At 69.0% G+C, this 18,099-nt stretch carries 20 protein-coding genes; 4 read left to right on the forward strand and 16 right to left on the reverse strand.

What is annotated here, in order from left to right:
- Positions 1-66: 66 nt before the first annotated feature.
- From IG04_RS0116315 to tnpB, 6 genes are all read right to left on the reverse strand, one after another.
- On the reverse strand, positions 67-816 hold the full coding sequence (locus IG04_RS0116315; RefSeq protein WP_051770043.1) for an ABC transporter ATP-binding protein: 750 nt from the start codon (positions 814-816) through the stop codon (positions 67-69).
- Positions 813-1,880 carry a FecCD family ABC transporter permease gene (locus IG04_RS0116320; protein ID WP_036014937.1) on the reverse strand — a complete coding sequence of 356 codons (1,068 nt, stop codon included), beginning with the start codon at positions 1,878-1,880 and terminating at the stop codon, positions 813-815. Before IG04_RS0116320 ends, IG04_RS0116315 begins: the two co-directional genes overlap by 4 nt.
- A gap of 8 nt (positions 1,881-1,888) precedes the next feature.
- The gene (locus IG04_RS0116325; protein WP_245816598.1) at positions 1,889-2,881 is read right to left on the reverse strand and encodes a FecCD family ABC transporter permease; all 993 of its coding nucleotides are present in this window, start codon (positions 2,879-2,881) and stop codon (positions 1,889-1,891) included.
- Positions 2,882-3,197: 316 nt separating this feature from the next.
- The gene (locus tag IG04_RS0116330; RefSeq protein ID WP_030477509.1) at positions 3,198-3,548 is read right to left on the reverse strand and encodes a histone-like nucleoid-structuring protein Lsr2; all 351 of its coding nucleotides are present in this window, start codon (positions 3,546-3,548) and stop codon (positions 3,198-3,200) included.
- A 114-nt stretch (positions 3,549-3,662) separates the two neighbouring features.
- Positions 3,663-5,117 carry a lysine--tRNA ligase gene (lysS, locus tag IG04_RS0116335; RefSeq protein WP_051770093.1) on the reverse strand — a complete coding sequence of 485 codons (1,455 nt, stop codon included), beginning with the start codon at positions 5,115-5,117 and terminating at the stop codon, positions 3,663-3,665.
- A gap of 141 nt (positions 5,118-5,258) precedes the next feature.
- Complete coding sequence (gene tnpB / locus IG04_RS0116340; protein WP_030477511.1) at positions 5,259-6,632, reverse strand: IS607 family element RNA-guided endonuclease TnpB; 1,374 nt, start codon at positions 6,630-6,632, stop codon at positions 5,259-5,261.
- A gap of 135 nt (positions 6,633-6,767) precedes the next feature.
- Between tnpB and IG04_RS0116345 the strand changes: the two genes are divergently transcribed.
- The gene (locus IG04_RS0116345) at positions 6,768-7,523 is read left to right on the forward strand and encodes a class I SAM-dependent methyltransferase (RefSeq protein ID WP_030477512.1); all 756 of its coding nucleotides are present in this window, start codon (positions 6,768-6,770) and stop codon (positions 7,521-7,523) included.
- On the opposite strand, the gene IG04_RS0116350 is transcribed toward IG04_RS0116345, so the two are convergent.
- The 5 genes from IG04_RS0116350 to IG04_RS0116370 form a co-directional block, all read right to left on the reverse strand.
- Positions 7,513-8,307 carry a type III pantothenate kinase gene (locus IG04_RS0116350; RefSeq protein ID WP_030477513.1) on the reverse strand — a complete coding sequence of 265 codons (795 nt, stop codon included), beginning with the start codon at positions 8,305-8,307 and terminating at the stop codon, positions 7,513-7,515. The genes IG04_RS0116345 and IG04_RS0116350 overlap by 11 nt on opposite strands.
- A gap of 11 nt (positions 8,308-8,318) precedes the next feature.
- On the reverse strand, positions 8,319-8,789 hold the full coding sequence (panD, locus tag IG04_RS0116355; RefSeq protein ID WP_030477514.1) for an aspartate 1-decarboxylase: 471 nt from the start codon (positions 8,787-8,789) through the stop codon (positions 8,319-8,321).
- Between the two features lies 1 nt (position 8,790).
- A complete protein-coding gene (panC, locus tag IG04_RS0116360) occupies positions 8,791-9,690 on the reverse strand; it encodes a pantoate--beta-alanine ligase (protein ID WP_084402009.1) in 900 nt (299 codons plus the stop codon).
- A 1-nt stretch (position 9,691) separates the two neighbouring features.
- Positions 9,692-10,582, reverse strand: coding sequence for a Rossmann-like and DUF2520 domain-containing protein (locus tag IG04_RS0116365; RefSeq protein ID WP_030477516.1), 891 nt, complete (start codon positions 10,580-10,582; stop codon positions 9,692-9,694).
- 102 nt (positions 10,583-10,684) lie between these two features.
- On the reverse strand, positions 10,685-11,812 hold the full coding sequence (locus tag IG04_RS0116370) for a PrsW family intramembrane metalloprotease (protein WP_030477517.1): 1,128 nt from the start codon (positions 11,810-11,812) through the stop codon (positions 10,685-10,687).
- Positions 11,813-11,860: 48 nt separating this feature from the next.
- Here IG04_RS0116370 and IG04_RS0116375 point away from each other — a divergent pair, with 48 nt between their 5' ends.
- From IG04_RS0116375 to IG04_RS0116385, 3 genes are all read left to right on the forward strand, one after another.
- Positions 11,861-12,775 (forward strand): SAM-dependent methyltransferase, encoded by a 915-nt coding sequence (locus IG04_RS0116375; RefSeq protein ID WP_030477518.1) that lies wholly within the window; start codon positions 11,861-11,863, stop codon positions 12,773-12,775.
- A gap of 17 nt (positions 12,776-12,792) precedes the next feature.
- On the forward strand, positions 12,793-13,215 hold the full coding sequence (locus tag IG04_RS0116380) for a DUF1203 domain-containing protein (RefSeq protein ID WP_051770045.1): 423 nt from the start codon (positions 12,793-12,795) through the stop codon (positions 13,213-13,215).
- Between the two features lie 117 nt (positions 13,216-13,332).
- A complete protein-coding gene (locus IG04_RS0116385; protein ID WP_030477520.1) occupies positions 13,333-14,418 on the forward strand; it encodes an NADH-quinone oxidoreductase subunit D in 1,086 nt (361 codons plus the stop codon).
- A 14-nt stretch (positions 14,419-14,432) separates the two neighbouring features.
- On the opposite strand, the gene IG04_RS44025 is transcribed toward IG04_RS0116385, so the two are convergent.
- Genes IG04_RS44025 through folP form a run of 5 tightly spaced genes read right to left on the reverse strand, consistent with a single transcriptional unit; the run spans position 14,433 to position 18,096 of the window.
- Positions 14,433-15,935: a DUF6779 domain-containing protein gene (locus tag IG04_RS44025; protein WP_144065611.1), complete on the reverse strand. Its 1,503-nt coding sequence runs from the start codon at positions 15,933-15,935 to the stop codon at positions 14,433-14,435.
- 50 nt (positions 15,936-15,985) lie between these two features.
- A complete protein-coding gene (locus tag IG04_RS0116395; protein WP_030477522.1) occupies positions 15,986-16,438 on the reverse strand; it encodes a DUF3180 domain-containing protein in 453 nt (150 codons plus the stop codon).
- Entirely contained in the window at positions 16,435-16,929 is a 495-nt protein-coding gene (gene folK / locus IG04_RS0116400) for a 2-amino-4-hydroxy-6-hydroxymethyldihydropteridine diphosphokinase (protein WP_030477523.1), read from the reverse strand. Before folK ends, IG04_RS0116395 begins: the two co-directional genes overlap by 4 nt.
- Positions 16,926-17,318 carry a dihydroneopterin aldolase gene (gene folB, locus IG04_RS0116405; RefSeq protein WP_030477524.1) on the reverse strand — a complete coding sequence of 131 codons (393 nt, stop codon included), beginning with the start codon at positions 17,316-17,318 and terminating at the stop codon, positions 16,926-16,928. The genes folK and folB overlap by 4 nt, the downstream gene beginning before the upstream one ends.
- Positions 17,311-18,096 carry a dihydropteroate synthase gene (gene folP, locus IG04_RS0116410; RefSeq protein ID WP_036014941.1) on the reverse strand — a complete coding sequence of 262 codons (786 nt, stop codon included), beginning with the start codon at positions 18,094-18,096 and terminating at the stop codon, positions 17,311-17,313. Before folP ends, folB begins: the two co-directional genes overlap by 8 nt.
- Positions 18,097-18,099 lie beyond the last annotated feature (3 nt).

An 18,099-nucleotide genomic window follows, 5' to 3' on the forward strand; every position in this document is an offset into this window, starting at 1 on the left:
ACGCTCACCCTCCCGGTGGGGAATTACGTGAGCGACGCCCTGCGGAATTACGTGAGCGAAAACCCCTCAGACCTGCGGAATTTCATGAGCGCTGACAAACCCGAACACCTCCAACAACATCTGCTCGGTCAGAACCTCCCCAGGCGTCCCCTGGGAAACGATCCGCCCATCCCGCATGGCCACGATGTTGTCCGCATACCGAGCAGCCAAGTTCAGGTCATGCAACACCATGACAATCGTCCGCCCCATGGACGCATGCAGCTCCTGCACCAAATCCAGCACATCAATCTGATGAGCAAGATCCAGATACGTGGTCGGCTCGTCCAGCAGCAACAGATCAGTTCCCTGAGCAAGAGCCATGGAGATCCACGCCCGCTGCCGCTGCCCACCGGACAGCTCATCCACAGTCCGCTCAGCCAGATCCAAGATCCCGGTCATGGCCAACGCGGCATCAACAGCCGCAGCGTCATCAGAAGACCACTGCCGATACCAGGACTGATGCGGATGCCGCCCCCGAGCCACCAGGTCAGCGACAGTCAGCCCCTCAGGAGCAGATGGAGCCTGGGGCAACATCCCCAGCACCCGAGCAACATCCCGAGTGGACATGGAGTCGATCTGCTTGCCGTCCAGCAACACAGCACCGGACCGAGCAGGCAGCAACCGCCCCAAAGCCTTCAGCAGCGTCGACTTGCCACACCCGTTGGGCCCGATCACCGCGGTAACCGTGCCACCGATGATCGACAGATCGAGCGAGTCGACGACCTGCCGTTCCCCGTAGCCCACGCACAACGACGAAGCCTCAAGACGCACACTCATACCCGCGCCTCCCGGCGGCTTCGGATCAGCAGGAACATCAGATAGGGCGCACCCAAAACCGCAGTCACGACACCGACCGGCAGCTCGGTGCGGTAGATCGTTCGCGCCACCAGGTCCGACAACATCACGAGCGCGCCGCCGACCACCACCGAGCCGAACAACGGCGGCTGAGCGGTGCCGGACAGCCGCAGGGCGATCTGCGGTGACGCCAGCGCGACGAACGTGATCGGACCGGCGGCGGCGGTGGCCACCGAGGCCAGCACGATCGCCACGATGATCAGGAACGACCGCGCGACGTTCACCCGCACGCCGAGGCCGCGTGACGTCTGGTCGTCGAACTGCAGCGCGCCCAGCACGTGACCGCCGATCAGGGCCACGGGGACCAGCACGACCAGCGCCAGGGCGACCGGCACGACGTGCTCCCAGCCGCGGCCGTTCAGCGAGCCGGTGATCCACACCATCGCGCGGCCTGCGTCCTGCACGTCGCCTACCGTCAGCAGGTAGTGCGTGAAGTTGCCGGCCACGGCGGTGATGCCGATGCCGACCAGCACCATCCGAAAGCCCTCGATGCCCTGCCGCCACGCCAGCGCGTAGACCAGCAGGCCCGCGAACAGGCCGCCGGTCAGGCCCGCCAGCGGGAGGCCGATCGAGGCCGCGCTACCGGTCACCACGCCCAGCGAACCGGCGAAGGTGATCACCGAGACCGCGCCGGCGCCGGCTCCCCAGGTCACGCCGAGGATGTCCGGCGAGGCCAGCGGGTTGCGCACGATGGCCTGGAAGATCGCGCCGGAGAGCCCTAGTGCGCCTCCGACCAGCAGGCCCGTCAGTGCTCGCGGCATCCGCAGTTCCATCACCACGAACTGGTCGCGGCGCGTGCCGCCGCCCAGCAGCGTGTCGACGACCTGGGTCACCGTCAGCGGGAAGTCGCCGATCATGATGTCGGCGACCAGCAACGCCGCCAGGACGACCAGCGAGGCCGCCACCACCAGCAACGGCCGGCGGCGCACCCTGAACGAGGCCGCGCCCAGCCTCAGGGAGGGCGTCTTGGCCGCGGGAGTCTTCACGGCGGTCGTCAAATCTTCACCAGCTTCTTGCGCCGCACCAGGAAGATGAAGAACGGAGCGCCGATCAGCGCGAGCATCACGCCGACCTCCACTTCGGACGGGCGGGCGACCACTCGTCCGACGATGTCGGCGAACAGGATCAGGATCGCTCCGAGCAGGGCCGAGTACGGCAGGATCCAGCGGTAGTCGGGGCCGGTGAACGCGCGCGCGACGTGCGGCACCACGAGTCCCAGGAACCCGATCGGCCCGCACGCGGCGACAGCCCCGCCGACCAGCAGCGTGATGGCGAAGATGCCCAGCGACCGCGTCCGGCTGACGTTCACGCCCAGCGACTTCGCCACGTCCTCGCCCAGCGACATGGCGTTGAGCCCCGGCGCGTTGAACGCGGCGATGAACAGGCCGGCCAGCAGGAACGGCAGCACCTGCGTCAGCACCGTCAGGTCGCGGCCGGCGATGGCGCCGACCTGCCAGAACCGGAACGCGTCGAGCGACTGCTGGTCGAGCAGCACGATCGCCGACACCAGGCCGTTCATCAGCGCGGAGACCGCGGCACCGGCCAGCGCCAGCGTCACCGGAGACGGCCCGCCCCGCCCGGCCGACCCGAGCAGGAACACCAGGACGCTCGCGATCATCGCGCCGGCGAAGGCGAACCAGATGTAGCCGACCAGCGAGTTGACACCGAGCAGGAAGATCGAGAGCACGACCGCCAGCGCCGCGCCGTGCGTGACGCCGAGGATGCCGGGATCGGCCAGCGGATTGCGCGTGTGGCCCTGCATGAGAGCGCCACCCACACCGAGTGCGATGCCCACCGCGATGCCGAGCAACGTCCGCGGGACCCGCAGCTCGCGGACCACCACGTCGTCCTCGACGCCGGTCGGCGTGAAGAGACCGTGCCACACCCCGGAAAGCGGGATCTCCTTCGAGCCGATCGCGATGCTCGCCAGGCACACGGCGACCAGCACGACCAGCAGGAAGAGCAGGCCGAACGACCTACGCCCCAAGGCCTTACCCTCCTCAACCCAAGACAGGAGAGGTAAGCCTAACCGAACCACCTCGCCGCACCGAGGTCCAGGGCGCCGGTTCCGGTCACATCACCGGCCTCGCCGGCGGAAGAACGAGCCGAAGAAGATCACTGAACAATATTCAGTCAACCCGTTGTCGGATCAACCAAAAAGTCAGCAGCAAGAGTGTTCTCGATCTCGTTTGGATGGCACCGTTCCACCATCGAGGCACCGAACGGTAGTTGATCGGTCACTCAAATAGCACGAAGGGGTTCCGGGGAATCTTCCCCGGAACCCCTTCGTGTTTTGCCGAATTTCAGCCCTGCTGGTGGTAGGCGTCGAGCACCTCGGCCGGGATGCGGCCGCGGTCCGACACCTTCATGCCCTGCTTACGGGCCCACTCGCGAATGGCCTGGTTCTGCTCACGATCCGCCGATGCGGGGCGCGCCTTCACGCTACCGGCCGGACGGCCGGGCCCAAGACGCTTACGGCCACCCGCACGACGTGCACTTCCCACGAAGTCGGCAAGAGCGTCCCGCAGTTTGCCCGCATTGCCCGAGGAAAGGTCGATGGTGTAGCTGACACCATCCAGTCCGAACTCGACGGTCTCCTCGGCGGTGGAACCGTCCAGATCGTCGACGAGGGTCACCGTGACCTTCTGCGCCATGCGTATCCTCCTGGACCCCGAATGCGCGGTCACCCGCGTTGCCAACTAAAGCCTTCTGCAAGGCAGGTTAGCGCACGGGTGCCGCATTGCACCTATCGACATCCGGAAAGTTACTCATTCAGGGCGAACGAGCGGGAACAAGATGGTCTCCCGGATACCCAGACCGGTGAGCGCCATCAGCAGCCGATCGATACCCATTCCGACACCACCACTCGGTGGCATTCCGTACTCCAGTGATCGCAGAAAGTCTTCGTCGATCGGCATCGCCTCGTGGTCACCGGCGGCCCCAAGACGCGCCTGTGCTTCCAGGCGTTCCCGCTCGATGACCGGGTCGACCAGTTCGGAGTAACCGGTTCCGAGTTCGAATCCGCGCACGTACAGATCCCACTTTTCGGCCACACCCGGCTTGCTGCGGTGCTGCCTGGTCAGGGGAGACGTCTCGATCGGGTAGTCCCGCACGAACGTCGGCGCGTGCAGCGAGTCGCACACCAGGTGCTCCCACAGCTCCTCGACCAGCTTGCCGTGCCCGAACTTCGGGTTCACCTCGAGTTCGTGGCGGTCACAAAGCTTGCGCAGCGTCTCGGCGGGCGTCTCGGGGGTGATTTCCTCACCAACAGCTCCGGACAACGACTCGTAGATGCTCAGCGTCGTCCATTCACCCGAGAGGTCGTACTCGCTGCCGTCCGCCAGCGTGACGATCTGGGAACCCGTCACGGCTTCCGCCGCTTCCTGGATCAGCTCGCGCGTCAGTACCGCGTTCGAGTCGTACGTGGCGTAGGCCTCGTAGTACTCCAGCATCGAAAACTCGGGCGAATGCGACGAGTCCACACCCTCGTTGCGGAAGTTGCGGTTGATCTCGAAGACCTTCTCGATGCCACCGACGACGCAGCGCTTCAAGTACAGCTCCGGCGCGATGCGCAGGAACAGGTCGATGTCGAGCGCGTTCGAGTGCGTGATGAACGGACGCGCGGACGCACCACCCTGCAGCGTCTGCAACATCGGCGTCTCGACTTCGAGGAATCCGCGCCGGTGGAACGAGTCGCGCAGAGAACGAACGACGTTCGCACGGGTCCGAACAGTGTCGCGCGCCATCGGCCTGAGGATCAGGTCGACGTATCGCTGACGAATACGGGTTTCCTCGCCGAGTTCCTTGTGCGCTACCGGCAACGGACGCAGCGACTTCGACGTCAGCTGCCACCCGTCGGCCATCACGGAAAGCTCGCCACGACGTGAGCTGATGACCTCACCACTCACGAAAACGTGGTCGCCGAGGTCGACGTCGGTCTTCCACTCGGAAAGCGCTTCTTCACCGACACCGGCAAGGCTCAGCATCGCCTGCAGTTCGGTGCCATCGCCTTCGCGCAACGTCGCGAAGCACAGCTTTCCGGTGTTGCGCATGAACATCACGCGCCCGGTGACGCCGACCTGCTGCCCGGTCTGCGTGTCGGGTTCCAGTTCGGGATGGGCGTCGCGAATCTCGCGCAACGTGTGCGTGCGCGCGACTTCGACCGGATAGGGCTCCTTGCCGGAAGCGAGCAGCCGCGCACGCTTCTCCCGGCGCACGCGCATCTGCTCTGGCAGGTCTTCTTCGCTGGTCACGAGGTTTTGCTTCGGCTGCTCACTCACGCCGAGAAGGGTACGGAAAGGCGGTAAGGCAAAGCGAACCGGATACCGTTACCTGAGGTGTGGCCGACTGTGAGGTCACGGTGTTCAGGCAGTCGTCGCCTTGCGGCGACGGCGTTGGCCCACACCAGGTGGTGGTGAGGGCCTTCCCGTGGCGCTACCCGCTGCCCACACGGTGTGGGTCTGACATGGGTTTCCATCGGGCTTGTTTAACGTCCCGGCGCAACTCGCCGCGGACGTGCCGCCCGCCGTCTCGCCGACGAGTGCGACGAGGTTGCGGGCGGCGTTGAGGTCGCGATCGAGCACGAGATCGCACTCGTCGCAGTGGTACACCCGGACGTGCAGCGGCAGTTTGGTTTTCACCGCGCCGCAGTCCGAGCAGGTCTTCGAGGACGGATACCAGCGGTCGGCAACGACCAGCCGGCCACCGGCCCAGGTGGCCTTGTAGGTGGCCTGCCGCCGCAGCTCACCCATCCCGGTATCGGCGATGTAGCGCGACAGGCGGCGGTTGCGCAGCATCCCGGACACGTTGAGGTCTTCCAGCACAATTGTGCCGAACCCGCGGACCAGGCGGGTGGTGAGCTTGTGCAGGCCGTCCCGGCGTGCGTGCGCGATCCTGGTGTGCAGCCGCGCGATGCGGACCTGGGTCTTGCGCCATCGGTTCGATGGTCGTTGCCCGCTGCGTTTGTCGGGGCCGACGCGCCGGTCGGCCTGACGCTGCAGGCGGCGTAGCTCACGCTGCGCGAGGTCGAGGTGCCTGGGGTTGGGCACCACCTCGCCGGTCGAGAGCACCGCGAGCGATTTCAAGCCGAGGTCGACGCCGACCACCGCGCCCAGCCGTGTGGCTGCCGGGTCGGCGCGGGTGATTTCCACCGAGAACGAGCCGAACCAGCGCCCGGACTGGTACGAGACAGTGGCCGAGCGGATACGAGCCGTACCTCGCTCCACATGGCGAGCCGGCTTGCGGGTGGACTCGTGCGTGCGCACCGTGCCGATGCGGGGCAGCGTCACGTGCCGCCGATCGTCCGTGAGGCCGAACGCGCCAGTGGTGAACCGGCACGACACCCCGGCCCGCTTGCCCTTGAACCGCGGAAACCACACCCTCGGGCCACGCCGCGTGCCGATGAGGGAACCCCTCCAGTTGGTCAGCGCTGTGGCGAGGTTGGCCAGCCCCGACGAGTACGCCTCTTTGGAGTTCTCACCCCACCAGGGCGCCACCTCGTCCTTGGCCTGGTTCCAGTCCTTGCGCAGGCGGTAGGCCGACCACGACACCGGCGGGGTGAGCTGATCGGCGGGGATGTCGTACGACTGCTCGGCGGCGCGCTGGTCCAGGTTCGCCTTGATCCTCGCCAAGCCCCAGTTGTAGGCGTACCGCTGCGCGCCACAATGCGACTGCAGGGCCGCCTGCTGCCCCGCGGTCGGATCGAGCGCGAATCGATACGCCTGGATCACCGTGACCATCTCGTCGCCACGGTAGCGAACGACACCGACAGTCCCAGCCCGGGACTCACAGACGCTCACGGATGCATGCACATGCTCACAGTTCACCCAGCAGTCGCCAGCCCCTGTGGATCCGTGACGGCCTAAGTTGGACGGATGGATCTACACGCGAGGCGAGCGGACTCGTTCGGCGCGCAGGCCGGGGCCTACGCCGAACACCGGCCTGACTATCCCGTGGCGGCGATCCGGTGGGCCCTGGAGCCACTAGGCACGTCGGAGCGGCTGGACGTGCTCGACCTCGCCGCCGGCACCGGCAAACTGACCTCGGGCCTGGTCGCCGAGGGACACCGCGTAACAGCCGTGGAACCCAACGAGCAGATGCTGTCCGAGCTGGTACGCCGCGTTCACGACGTGCGCGCGCTGCCCGGCCACGCCGAGCACATCCCGGTCCCGGACAGCACCGTCGACGCCGTGTTCGTCGGCACCGCGTTCCACTGGTTCGACCAGGAGAAGGCGCTGCCGGAGATCGCCCGCGTGCTGCGGCCCGGCGGCGTGCTGGCGGCCCTGTGGGTCGAGACCGTCCCGGACGTCGAGTGGGTGAGCGAGCTCGAACAGCTCTCGGCGAGCAGCGTCGAGTCCCGGCGCGACGACCCGACGGAGATCATGGCGCACCCGTCGTTCGGGCCGGTGGAGCGCAGCATCTTCCCGCACACGCAGCGCAGGGACTCGCCGGAGGCGCTCATCGCCACGACGAACACGTACTCGCGCATGATCGTGATCGACGAGGAGGAGCGGGCCGCGATCAACGAGAAGATGCTCGCTTTTCTCCGCCAGCGCCCGGAGACGTCGAACGGGCCGTTCGACGTCCCCCTGCGCTCGGAGGTCTACCGGATGGTGCGCGTCAGCGAGTAGCGGGCATGTTGCGCTCGAACACCATGCGCAGGCCCAGCAGGGTGAGGTCGGGCACGTGGTGCGCGATCGTCGAGGACTCGGAGACGACCAGAGGGGCGAGCCCGCCCGTGGCGATGACCGTCACGGGACCGGGATCGGTCTGCTGGAGCTCCTCGGTGATCTTGCGCACCAGCCCGTCCACCTGGCCGACGAACCCGTAGACGATGCCGGACTGCAGGCACTCCACGGTGTTCTTGCCGATCACGTTGCGGGGCCTGACCAGCTCGACCTTGCGCAGCTGGGCGGCGCGGGAGGCGAGGGCGTCGACCGAGATCTCGATGCCCGGTGCCAGCGCGCCGCCGAGGAACTCGCCGCGCGACGAGATCACGTCGAGGTTCGTGGACGTGCCGAAGTCGACCACGATGCACGAGGTCGCGTAGAGGTGGTGGGCGGCCAGCGTGTTGATCACGCGGTCCGAGCCCACCTCTTTCGGGTTGTCGACGAGCAGCGGGACACCGGTCTTCACGCCCGGCTCCACCAGGATCTTCGGCACCGCGTCGTAGTAGCGGCCGAGCATGACCCGCAGCTCGCGCAGCACCGCGGGCACGGTGGACAGCGCGGAAATGCCGGTGATCTTGTCGGCGTACTCGCCGAGCAGGCCGCGCATGGTCAGCGCGAGCTCGTCGGCGGTCATCCTGGCGTCGGTGCGCATCCGCCAGTCGCGCACGAGCGGGGCCGAGTCGCCGACCCCGTCGTACAGACCGAGCACGATGTTGGTGTTGCCGACGTCGATGGCGAGCAGCACGTTGCGTTTCCTTAGTTCTCGGCCTGGATCAACGCGTCCAGCGCTGTCGCTTCCACGGTCTCAGAAGAAGGCGCGCTGGTGGAGCCGTTCACCAGACCGGACCCCTCTGGGGCGTGCGCGGGGTCGCTGCCGAGGTCGACGGCCTTGTTGTCGGCGTCCACGAACACGACCCGCGGCTTGTAGGCGCGCGACTCCGCGTCGTCCATCTGCCCGTACGCGATCAGGATCACGATGTCGCCGGGGTGCACGAGGTGCGCTGCAGCGCCGTTGATGCCCAGCACGCCGGTGCCGCGCTCGCCGGGGATGACGTAGGTCTCCAGGCGGGCGCCGTTGGTGACGTCGACGATGGCGACCTGTTCGCCCGCCAGCAGGTCGGCGGCCTCCATCAGGTCCTCGTCCACCGTCACCGAGCCGACGTAGTGCAGGTCGGCCTGCGTCACGGTGGCGCGGTGGATCTTGGACTTCAGCATCGTGCGGAACATGTCATTCCCCCTTTTCGTCGCTTTCGCCGAGCAACACCGCGATGTTGTCGATCAGGCGGGTGGAACCGACGCGGGCCGCGACCAGCAGCCGGGCGTCGCCGTTCTCCGGTGCGGGACCGAGGTCGACCCCGCGCAGCTCCAGGTAGTCCACTTCGATCTCGGGCGTCTGCGCCAGCACGTCGTGCGCGGCCTTGAGCACCGCGTCCGCGCCCTGCGACGACACGTGTGCACCGGCGGTGAGCGCGGCCGACAGCGTCACGGCGTGCTGGCGCTGTTCCGGGGTCAGGTAGGCGTTGCGCGACGACAGCGCGAGACCGTCGTGCTCGCGGACGGTCGGCACGCCGACGACGTCGAGCGGGAAGTTGAGGTCGCGCGCCATCTTGTGGATGAGCTGCAGCTGCTGGTAGTCCTTCTGCCCGAACACCGCGTACGTGGGCTGCACGATGTTGAACAGCTTCGACACGACGGTGAGCACGCCCTCGAAGTGGCCGGGGCGGACAGCACCCTCCAGCTCGTCGCCCAGCGGGCCGGGATGCACGGTGACCTGCGCGCCCTCGGGGTACATGTCCTCTACGGACGGCGCGAAGACGATGCCCGCCCGCTCCGCGCGGCAGATGTCCACATCGGACTCGAACTGGCGCGGGTACTTCGCGAGATCCTCGTTCGGCCCGAACTGCAACGGGTTCACGAAGATCGACACGACGACCACCGTGTTCTGCATGACCTGCGCCTCGCGGATCAGCTGCCGGTGGCCCGCGTGCAGCGCGCCCATCGTGGGCACCAGCGCGACGTTGCGCCCGGCGTTGCGAAGCGCCCGGATCACCCTGTTGAGGCGAGCCGGGTCGCGGTGCACCGTGACGTCGTCCGGGCGGTAGTCGTCCTTGGTCAGTGGCTTCGTCACGTCAGTCCTCAAGAGTGGTGCGAACGTCGTTGGCCGCGTCGGGCTTGAGCAGCCCGGAGTCCTCGGCCCGCTCGGCGGTGCGGCGGGCGAGCACGCGGTAGCTGGAAAGGATCTCGGGTGCCTGCTGCGCGAGCACGTCGAGGTGCTTGCGCAAGGTACCCGTGTCGCCCCGGGCAACCGGACCGGTCAGGGCACGGTCGCCGTGGCGCAGCGCGTTGTCGAGCGCGGCGGACAGCAACGGGCCGAGCAGTCGCTCGGCGTTGGCGATTCCGGAGCCGGTGAGCAGGTCCGCGGCGTCGCGGACCAGCGTGATCAGGTGGTTCGCGCCGTGGGCCAGCGCCGAGTGGTAGAGCGGGCGGACGGCCTCGGGGACCCTGACCGGTTCCGCGTCCATCTCGACGACCAGCGCCTCGCCGACGCTCCAGGCCACCTCGTCGCCGTCCGCGGCCGTGACGCCGACGCACGCGGCGCTCATCCGCTGCAGGTCCTCCGGGCGGCCGGTGAACGTCATGACGGGGTGCAGCGCGAGCGTCAGCGCGCCCAGTTCGGCAGCGGGTTCGAGGACCTGCACGCCCATCGCGCCGCTGGTGTGCACGACGATCTGGCCCGCGCGCAGCGACTCGGTGGCGATGAGGCCCTTGACCAGGCCTTCCAGCTCGTCGTCCGGCACGGCCAGCAGCACCAGGTCGGCGCGCGCGGCGACCTCGGTGGGGTCGGCGATCGGGACGCCGGGCAGCAACTCGTCCGCGCGGTCGCGGGAAGCCTGCGAGACGGCGGAAACGCCGGTCACCACGTGGCCCGTCCTGGCCAGCGCGGCGCCCAGCACGGAACCGACGCGGCCTGCCGAGATGACACCGACGGCGAGCCTCGCCGGACGTGGGGTCGCGTCCATGCGACTAACTCCTTCTGACGTTCCAGTCCCTGGTGCGGGTACCGGACGACGCCGCCGAGGGTAGCTGCGCCGAGTGCCCGTGCACCCGCTCGGTGACCGGATTCACCGGCGGGCGGCGGCCCTGGCGGCGTGCAGCGAGTCGAGCAGCGCCCCGTGGCGTTGCTCGGCGCTCTGACCGGCCGTTCCCTGCTCGATGCGGTGCCGCAGGAAGGCCAGTTCGGTGACGGCGATCTGGTAGGTCTTCACGGCCTTGACCGACGCCTCACCCGACTTTCGCTTGACCGCCCGCAGCCAGTTCCGGCGGCCGTTGAGACTGGCCAGCAGGGCGACCTCGCTGTTGGCGATCCACCGGTTCTGCGCCATCGCGGCGAGCTGCCCGGCGACGATCCGCTGTTCGCGTCTGCGCTGCCACACCACGATCGCGACGGCGCCGGCGAACACCGGGACCATGATCAGGAAGTACAGGTTGATGAAGGCCGAACCGGTGCCGACGGTGGTCGAGAAGTTCCACAGCGAGTGCAGCCCGACGGCCGTGAGGTAGCCACCGATCGGCGCGATGACGCGGACCGTGGCGTTGCCGGTGGTCGCCGCTATGCCGACACCGATGCCCGTCATGGCCGTGAACAGCGGGTGCGCGAACGGCGAGAGCACCCCGCGCAGCACGAACAGCGCGATCACGCCGCCGCTCATGTCGCCGAGACCGTTCTCCAGGAAGACCCGGCCGAAGTACCAGATGTTCTCGGTGAACGCGAAGCCCGCGGCCGTGATGCCGGCGTAGACCATGCCGTCCACGACACCGTCGAACTCGTGGCGGCGACGGAGGAACACGGCGATGAGGAACGCGGCCTTGGTGGCCTCCTCGACGATCGGCGCCCCGACGACGGCCGTGAACGTCGTGCCGTCGTCGGTCAGCAGGTTGCCGAGCACCCTGGACGTCTGGTTGAACGCGAGCGAGCTGATGGTCGCGCCGCACGAACCCCAGACGAACGCGAAGAGCAGCATCTTCGCCGGTTCCGGTTCCCAGCGGTCGATCCAGAGGAACGCGCTCACCACGAACGCGACGGGGATCAGCGCCGCGGCGGCACCGACCAGCAGCGGCTCGATGCCGATGCTCGACGTACCCAGCGCGAACAGCACTAGCCCGGCCGCGGCGAGCGCGATCAGCGCCACGACGGGGAACAGGACGGTCCAGCGGCGCTGCTCGATGCGCTTCTTCGTCGGCGTCGGCATGGGGTCGGCGTCGGTCACGGGAAATGACCTTAGATGCACACTTGTCCGATGTTCGACTGGGAAGCCGCTTGGCACGCCGCGTTGTACGGCCCCGGTGGCTTCTTCGCCCGCGGCGAGAAGCCGTCCGCGCACTTCCGGACGTCTCCGCTGGTCGGTCCGGAGCTCGCGGAGGCCCTGCTGACGTTGCTGTCGCGGGTGGACGCCGCGCTCGGATTTCCCCCGGTCGTGGACTTCGTGGACGTGGGTGCGGGCGGGGGCGAACTGGCGTTCGCGGTGCGCTCGCTGGCGTCCGGGTCGCTGGCGGCGCGGCTCCGGGTGACCGCGGTCGAGGTCGGTCCTCCCGTTGAGCTGCCTGGGGTTCGGTGGACCTCGTCCGTACCCCCGTGCGTCGGGCTGCTGGTCGGGCACGAATGGCTCGACGCGATCCCCTGCCCGGTGGTGACCGGGCCTTCCGCCGACCCATGGATCACCCGGTGGTGGCCTGCGCTGGCCGATGGCGCCCTGGCCGAGGTCGGGGCACCCCGGGACGCGGCCTGGGCCGCGGCGGTGTCGTCGGTGCGTGGCGCGGCGTTGGCGATCGACTATGGGCACCTCGCGTCCTCGCGGCGGTTCACGCTGACGGGGTATCGGGGCGGGCAGCAGGTGGAGCCGGTGTTCGACGGGTCCTGCGACATCACGGCGCACGTGGCGTTCGACGCGTGCGCTGCCGCGGCCGGCGGGGACTTCGTGCTGGTGTCGCAGCGGGATGCCTTGCGCGCCTTGGGATTGAGCGGTTCTGTTCGTGGTTCCGGGTGGGACTGGCTGGAGTCGGCCGCGCGGGCCGGACGGATCGCCGAGCTGCGTGATCCGTCCGGGTTGGGCGGCTTCGGGTGGCTGCTGCACGGGAACGGGGTCGCGGTGGCGGACCTGCTGCCGGAGCTGCCGCCCTGGCGTCCGAATCCCGCCAGCTTTTCCACCGGCTGACGACGATCGTCGTCTTCATGCGAATCCACACCGTGTCGCCGTCCGACTCGTTCTCCGACCCCGGCCGTGAGTACCGCGCCTCCGAGCCCGGCGTGCCGTTGCGCTGCTGTCTGCGGAAGTCACTGGAGGCGGAGCCGGTGTGGCTGTTCCGCTACTCGCCTTCGTCCGGGAAGGGCCCGTACGCCGAGGTGGGCCCGGTCTTCACGCACGTGGACTGCCCGGAGGCCCCTTCGTTGGATCGTCTCCCTGTTGAATTGTTGAACAATCCCCGGATCCTACGTTCCTACAACGCCGCAGGTCAGATCGTCGACGGCGAGGTGGCGGAGCCCGGATCGTTCGATCGTGCGATTGCAGGATTGTTGAACAATCCCGCAATCGAGTCGGTGCAGGTCCGCAGCGTGTCGCACGGCTGCTTCTTCTTCGCGGTCACCAGGGCGTGAGTCGGATGCCTCGGCAGCGTCGTCCGGGATACCGACCCGCACGACGGCGCGCTGATCCGGCTCTGCCACGCCGAACTGCGTGAGCTTCACCGGTGTCGACATGACACGATTGCCGGCGTGAGCGAGCAGATCACCGTCGGCGTAGGCGCAGGCGCCCGCTACCTGGGCGTGGACCGCGTGATCGATCTGGGCCCACTGCACCCGTCGGCCCACGGCGCCTACCGCCTGCGCCTGACCGTCACGCCGGACCTCGTGATCACCGCCGCCGAACCGCTGGTGGGCCACCTCCACCGCGGCGCCGAGAAGCTCTTCGAGGTGCGCGACTACCGGCAGGTCCTGACGCTCGCCAACCGCCACGACTGGCTTTCGGCGTTCTGCAACGAACTCGCTGTCGCACTCGCCGTTGAGCGCATGACGGGCATGGACGTCCCGGCCCGCGCGCAATGGTTGCGGGCCCTGCTGTGCGAACTGAACCGCCTGATGGCGCACATGGTCTTCCTGACCCCGTTGTCTCCCAACGCCGCCACGTACCGCGAGGGTGTGCAGGCACTGATGGAGGAGGCGTCGGGCGGGCGCATCCACTTCATGTTCAACAGGATCGGCGGCCTGCGCGAGGACGTCCCGGCCGGCTGGACCGAGCGGGTCGCCGCCTTCCTGTCCACTGTGGACACAGAAACGCTGACCATCGATTTCGGTGCGCTCGAAGGACTCGGAGTGCTGCCGCACGAGGACGCGCTGGCGTACGGGGTCACCGGGCCCATCGGGCGGGCCAGCGGAGTGGACTTCGACCTGCGCCGTGACGACCCGCTGCCCGCTTACAAGGCGTTGGGCTTCTCCCCCGTGGTTCGGACCGAGGGCGATGCGGCCGCGCGTGTCCGGTGTCTTCTCGACGAGGTCCAGAAGTCGGTGGAGCTGGCGCGCGCGTGCCTGGAGCAGTTGCCTCAAGGGCCGGTGAACCTCCGGCTGCCCAAGGCCATCAAGGCGCCCGAGGGTTCCGTCTACACGCGCGTCGAGGCGCCGCTGGGCACTTCGGGCGTGCATCTGTCGTCGCGCGGCGAGAAGACGCCGTGGCGGCTCAAGCTCCGCACGCCGTCGTTCAACAACGTTCAGGCGCTGTCCGCGCTTCTGCCCGGCACGAAGGTGGACGACCTGCCGGCCGTGCTGAGCTCGTTCGCCGTGGTCGTCGGCGACATCGACAAGTAGCCGCCGGCGAAGAACTAGTCTTCGCGGCGGCGCCGGCGACGAGGTGCGTCGCCTCCGCCCAGCGATGCCAGCAGTTCGCTCACCGACTTGCCGTCCGCATGCGCGCCCGACGGGTCTTCCGGCGCGGCACGGCGGCCCGTCGAGACCGCGGGCAGGCGGGCGGACGAGTCCTCGGCGACCCGGCGGCCGGAGACCGGGGCCTCGTCGGCCGGGGAACGCCGGGGCGAGACCGCCGGGAGCCTGGCCGACGACTGCTCGGCGGCGGAACGGCGGCCCACCGGGGGCAGCGACACCAGCGAGTCCTCGGAGGCGGTGCGGCGGGGTGTCCGCTCGTCGGAGCGGCGGCTGGGGCTCGGGGCGTCCGGCTTCAGGGTCTCCCACGAGCCGCTGTCCTGCACCGGAGCCTGAGCCGGCCGGTCGTCCGCCCGGCGGCGGCCTCCGCCGGCCGCCAGGGCCTTCGGGTCGATCATCTCGGTGCGCTCGGCGACGCGGGAACGTGGTTCGGGCTTGCGGGTCTCCACCGACTTCGCGACTGCCGCGGGGGCCTTCGGGGGCTGCTCCGGGCGCGACAACGCCTCGGTGCGGGCCGGGGGCTGCGGCGGGCGCGGCACCCGTTCGGTGCGGTGGACCTGTGCCTGCACCGGCTGGGCCTGCACCGGCTGGGCCTTCACGGTGGGGGGCGGCGGGGCCTTCTGGGGAGCCGGGGTGGCGCCGCTGAGCCTGGCCGAGACGGCGGCCGCCGCCGAGGCCGGGCGGGGCTGCGGCCTGGCCGGTTCCTGCTTCGCGGCCTTCAGCGGCTCGCGGCGGACCACGGCGGGCTGCGGGCGCGGCGAGTTCCTGGCCGGGTCCGGGCGCACGGGCTCGGGGCGCGCCTGCTCGCGGCGCGGGGGCTGCATCTTGGCGTCGTGGGCCACGCGCTCGATCAGTTCGGTGCGCTCGGACGGCTTCTCCGAGGTGACGGACGACGTCGCGGCGATCACCGGCTTGGCGTTGATGACGCGCTGTTCGGGCGCCGCCGCCAGCCGTGTCGCTTCCGAGCCGATCGAACGCAGGCGGGTCGACTCGGCGCGCAGGGCCACACGTTCGACGAGGACGTCGCCGCCGAGCAGGCCTTGGAGGTTGTCGCGCAGCGCGTGCAGATCGGCGCGCAGGGCCTCGATGTCCGCGCGCGACTCTTCCTCGATGCGCTTGCGGGTCTCCGACTCGATCTCGAGCTCGTACTCGCGGCGGGCGGCGACCTCGCGCTCCAGTTCCAGTTCGTAGACGGACTGGAGATCGGCCACCTCGTCGTCACGTTCCGTGACCTGCCTGCGATACCTCGCAGCGAGGAAGGCACCCACCAGAGCCGCCCACAACGCGGCCACCACGGCCAGACGCAGCATGCGGGCGCTGTCACTCAGCACGAGCACCGCCGCGGCCACGAGGGCGAGCGCCAATGCCGCTACCAACAGCAATCGCCCTGAGCCACGACCGTGATCATCTCGCTCGTCGTCGGTCGACGCGCCTCGCCCGGTCATGCGCACTACGGTACCGCGTAGTTATGTGACTGAGACCTATGGCCGGGTATCTAATCCTTCCCGGAACCCTCTTCCGGCGTCTTGCAGCAGTGCTCCAGCCACAGCGCCGCAGCCGTCAGCGCGACCGCCGCGATCACCCCGACAACGCCCGCCACCAGGTCGTTCGAGGCCGCGGGGAACGAGTCGCGGACGGGCAGGACGAAGATCAGCAAACCGGTCCAGGCACCGAACATCAGAGCGCCCAGAACGGACGAGGCCTTCGCCAGCACGACCGCTCGGGCGGCCGTCAGCGGCTGCACCGGACGCGCGCCCCGCCGGCGCTGGATCCTGGCCCGCAACGAGAACGCGAAGACGGCCTCCACGACCGCGATGACGAACAGCGTCGACCCGGCCAGCAGAGGCAACGGCGGCAACGAGTCGTACGTGAGCCGCAGCAGCAGATGCGCGAGCAGACCGCCGACGATCGCAACGGACGCCAGATCGCGAGGACGGGTGAACTTCACGCTTCCATCCAACCCGAAAGCACGAGATCGTCGCGCCGCCGCACGCCTTCGGCCGAAAACTGCAGGCCCGCAACGGGTCCGTGGCCCGCCAGCACCGCGTCCGGCTCGACGTCGAGCCACGGGATGAGAACTGTTGCGCGCTCAAACGCCCCAGGATGCGGCAGCAGCAGGTCCGGGTGGTCCGAAGTCACCCCGTCCACCGAAACCACGTCCACGTCCAATGTGCGGGGGCCCCAGCGCTTCTCCCGCACGCGTCCGGCGGCGTTCTCCAACGCCTGACCGCGCCGCAGCCAGCCCCACTCGTCCACGTCGTCCGAAGAGACGATCACGATGGCGTTCAGGAAGTCCGGCTGGTCCTCGACGCCCCACGCCGCCGTCTCGTACACCGGCGACACAGCGACGACGAACGGCCGCAACCCGTCCACGGCGGACTGCAGGAACGAAAACCGGTCGCCGAGGTTCGAGCCGATCGAGAGGACCGCGCGGCTCAACGGGCTTCCTTGGGCAGCGGCGCGGCCAGCCGGCGCGACCGGCGGATCGTCACCGACACGTCGTCGAACGTCAGCGGGATCGGCGCGGACGGCTTGTGCAGTGTCACCTCGACCGCGTGCAGCCGTGAGTCCGCCATCGCGGCGTCGGCGATACGGCCGGCCACGGTCTCGATGAGATCGCACGGCTCGCCACCGATGATCCCCGCGGCCATCTCGGCCAGCTCGCCGTAGTGGTAGGTCTCTTTCAGGTCGTCGGTGCGGGCCGCCGCGCTCAGGTCCAGCCAGAGCGTGACGTCGACGACGAACTCCTGCCCGTCGCGCTTCTCGTGCTCGAACACCCCGTGGTTGCCGCGCACCCGCAGGCCCGTCAACGTGATCCGGTCAGCCATGTCCCCGCCTCCACGCAGCGGCGACGGCGACCGCGTCCAGCGTCCGGTCGACGTCGTGCACCCGCACACCCCACGCTCCGTTGAACGCGGCCAGAGCGGACACCGCCGCGGTCGCGTCCTCCCTGCCGTCCGGTGGACGGTTGCCGAGCAACGTGCCGAGGAAGCGTTTGCGCGACGCCCCCACCAGCACCGGGAAGCCCAGCTCGACCAGTTCGTCCAGGCGCTGCAACAACTCCCAGTTGTGGTCGCCGAGCTTCGCGAACCCCAGCCCCGGATCGAGCACGATCGACGACTCCGCGACACCGGCGGCCAGCGCGGCCTCGACGCGCTCCAGCAACTCCGTGCGAACGTCCGTCACCACGTCGTCGTACGTCGCCAGCGTGTCCATCTCCGTGCTGTGCCCACGCCAGTGCATGAGCACGTACGGAACTCCGGCCGCGGCGACGACAGCGGCCATCCCGGGATCGGCCAGGCCACCGGACACGTCATTGACGATCGACGCGCCCGCCTCCAACGCCGCTGCGGCAACGGAAGCGCGCATGGTGTCCACGCTGACCGGCACGCCCTCACCGGTCAGCGCCCTGATCACCGGCACGATGCGGGCGATCTCCTCGGCCGGTGCCACGCGCTTGGCTCCGGGCCGGGTCGACTCGCCACCCACGTCGATCATGTCCGCACCGCGCTCGAACATCTCGACGCCGTGCGCGACCGCGTCCCGCCGGTCGATGTAGCGGCCACCGTCGGAGAACGAATCGGGCGTCACGTTCAGCACGCCCATCAC

The sequence above is a fragment of the Lentzea albidocapillata genome (assembly GCF_000719115.1).
In the GTDB taxonomy this organism is placed as follows: domain Bacteria; phylum Actinomycetota; class Actinomycetes; order Mycobacteriales; family Pseudonocardiaceae; genus Lentzea; species Lentzea albidocapillata.

Bases quoted from the DNA above. Each gene is read 5' to 3' on its own strand.
- IG04_RS0116315 (WP_051770043.1), bottom strand. From the start codon at position 816: ATGAGTGTGCGTCTTGAGGCTTCGTCGTTGTGCGTGGGCTACGGGGAA.
- IG04_RS0116330 (WP_030477509.1), bottom strand. From the start codon at position 3,548: ATGGCGCAGAAGGTCACGGTGACCCTCGTCGACGATCTGGACGGTTCC.
- lysS (WP_051770093.1), bottom strand. From the start codon at position 5,117: ATGCGCGTGCGCCGGGAGAAGCGTGCGCGGCTGCTCGCTTCCGGCAAG.
- tnpB (WP_030477511.1), bottom strand. From the start codon at position 6,632: ATGGTCACGGTGATCCAGGCGTATCGATTCGCGCTCGATCCGACCGCG.
- IG04_RS0116345 (WP_030477512.1), top strand. From the start codon at position 6,768: ATGGATCTACACGCGAGGCGAGCGGACTCGTTCGGCGCGCAGGCCGGG.
- panD (WP_030477514.1), bottom strand. From the start codon at position 8,789: ATGTTCCGCACGATGCTGAAGTCCAAGATCCACCGCGCCACCGTGACG.
- IG04_RS0116365 (WP_030477516.1), bottom strand. From the start codon at position 10,582: ATGGACGCGACCCCACGTCCGGCGAGGCTCGCCGTCGGTGTCATCTCG.
- IG04_RS0116370 (WP_030477517.1), bottom strand. From the start codon at position 11,812: ATGCCGACGCCGACGAAGAAGCGCATCGAGCAGCGCCGCTGGACCGTC.
- IG04_RS0116375 (WP_030477518.1), top strand. From the start codon at position 11,861: ATGTTCGACTGGGAAGCCGCTTGGCACGCCGCGTTGTACGGCCCCGGT.
- IG04_RS0116380 (WP_051770045.1), top strand. From the start codon at position 12,793: ATGCGAATCCACACCGTGTCGCCGTCCGACTCGTTCTCCGACCCCGGC.
- IG04_RS44025 (WP_144065611.1), bottom strand. From the start codon at position 15,935: ATGACCGGGCGAGGCGCGTCGACCGACGACGAGCGAGATGATCACGGT.
- folB (WP_030477524.1), bottom strand. From the start codon at position 17,318: ATGGCTGACCGGATCACGTTGACGGGCCTGCGGGTGCGCGGCAACCAC.
- folP (WP_036014941.1), bottom strand. From the start codon at position 18,096: ATGGGCGTGCTGAACGTGACGCCCGATTCGTTCTCCGACGGTGGCCGC.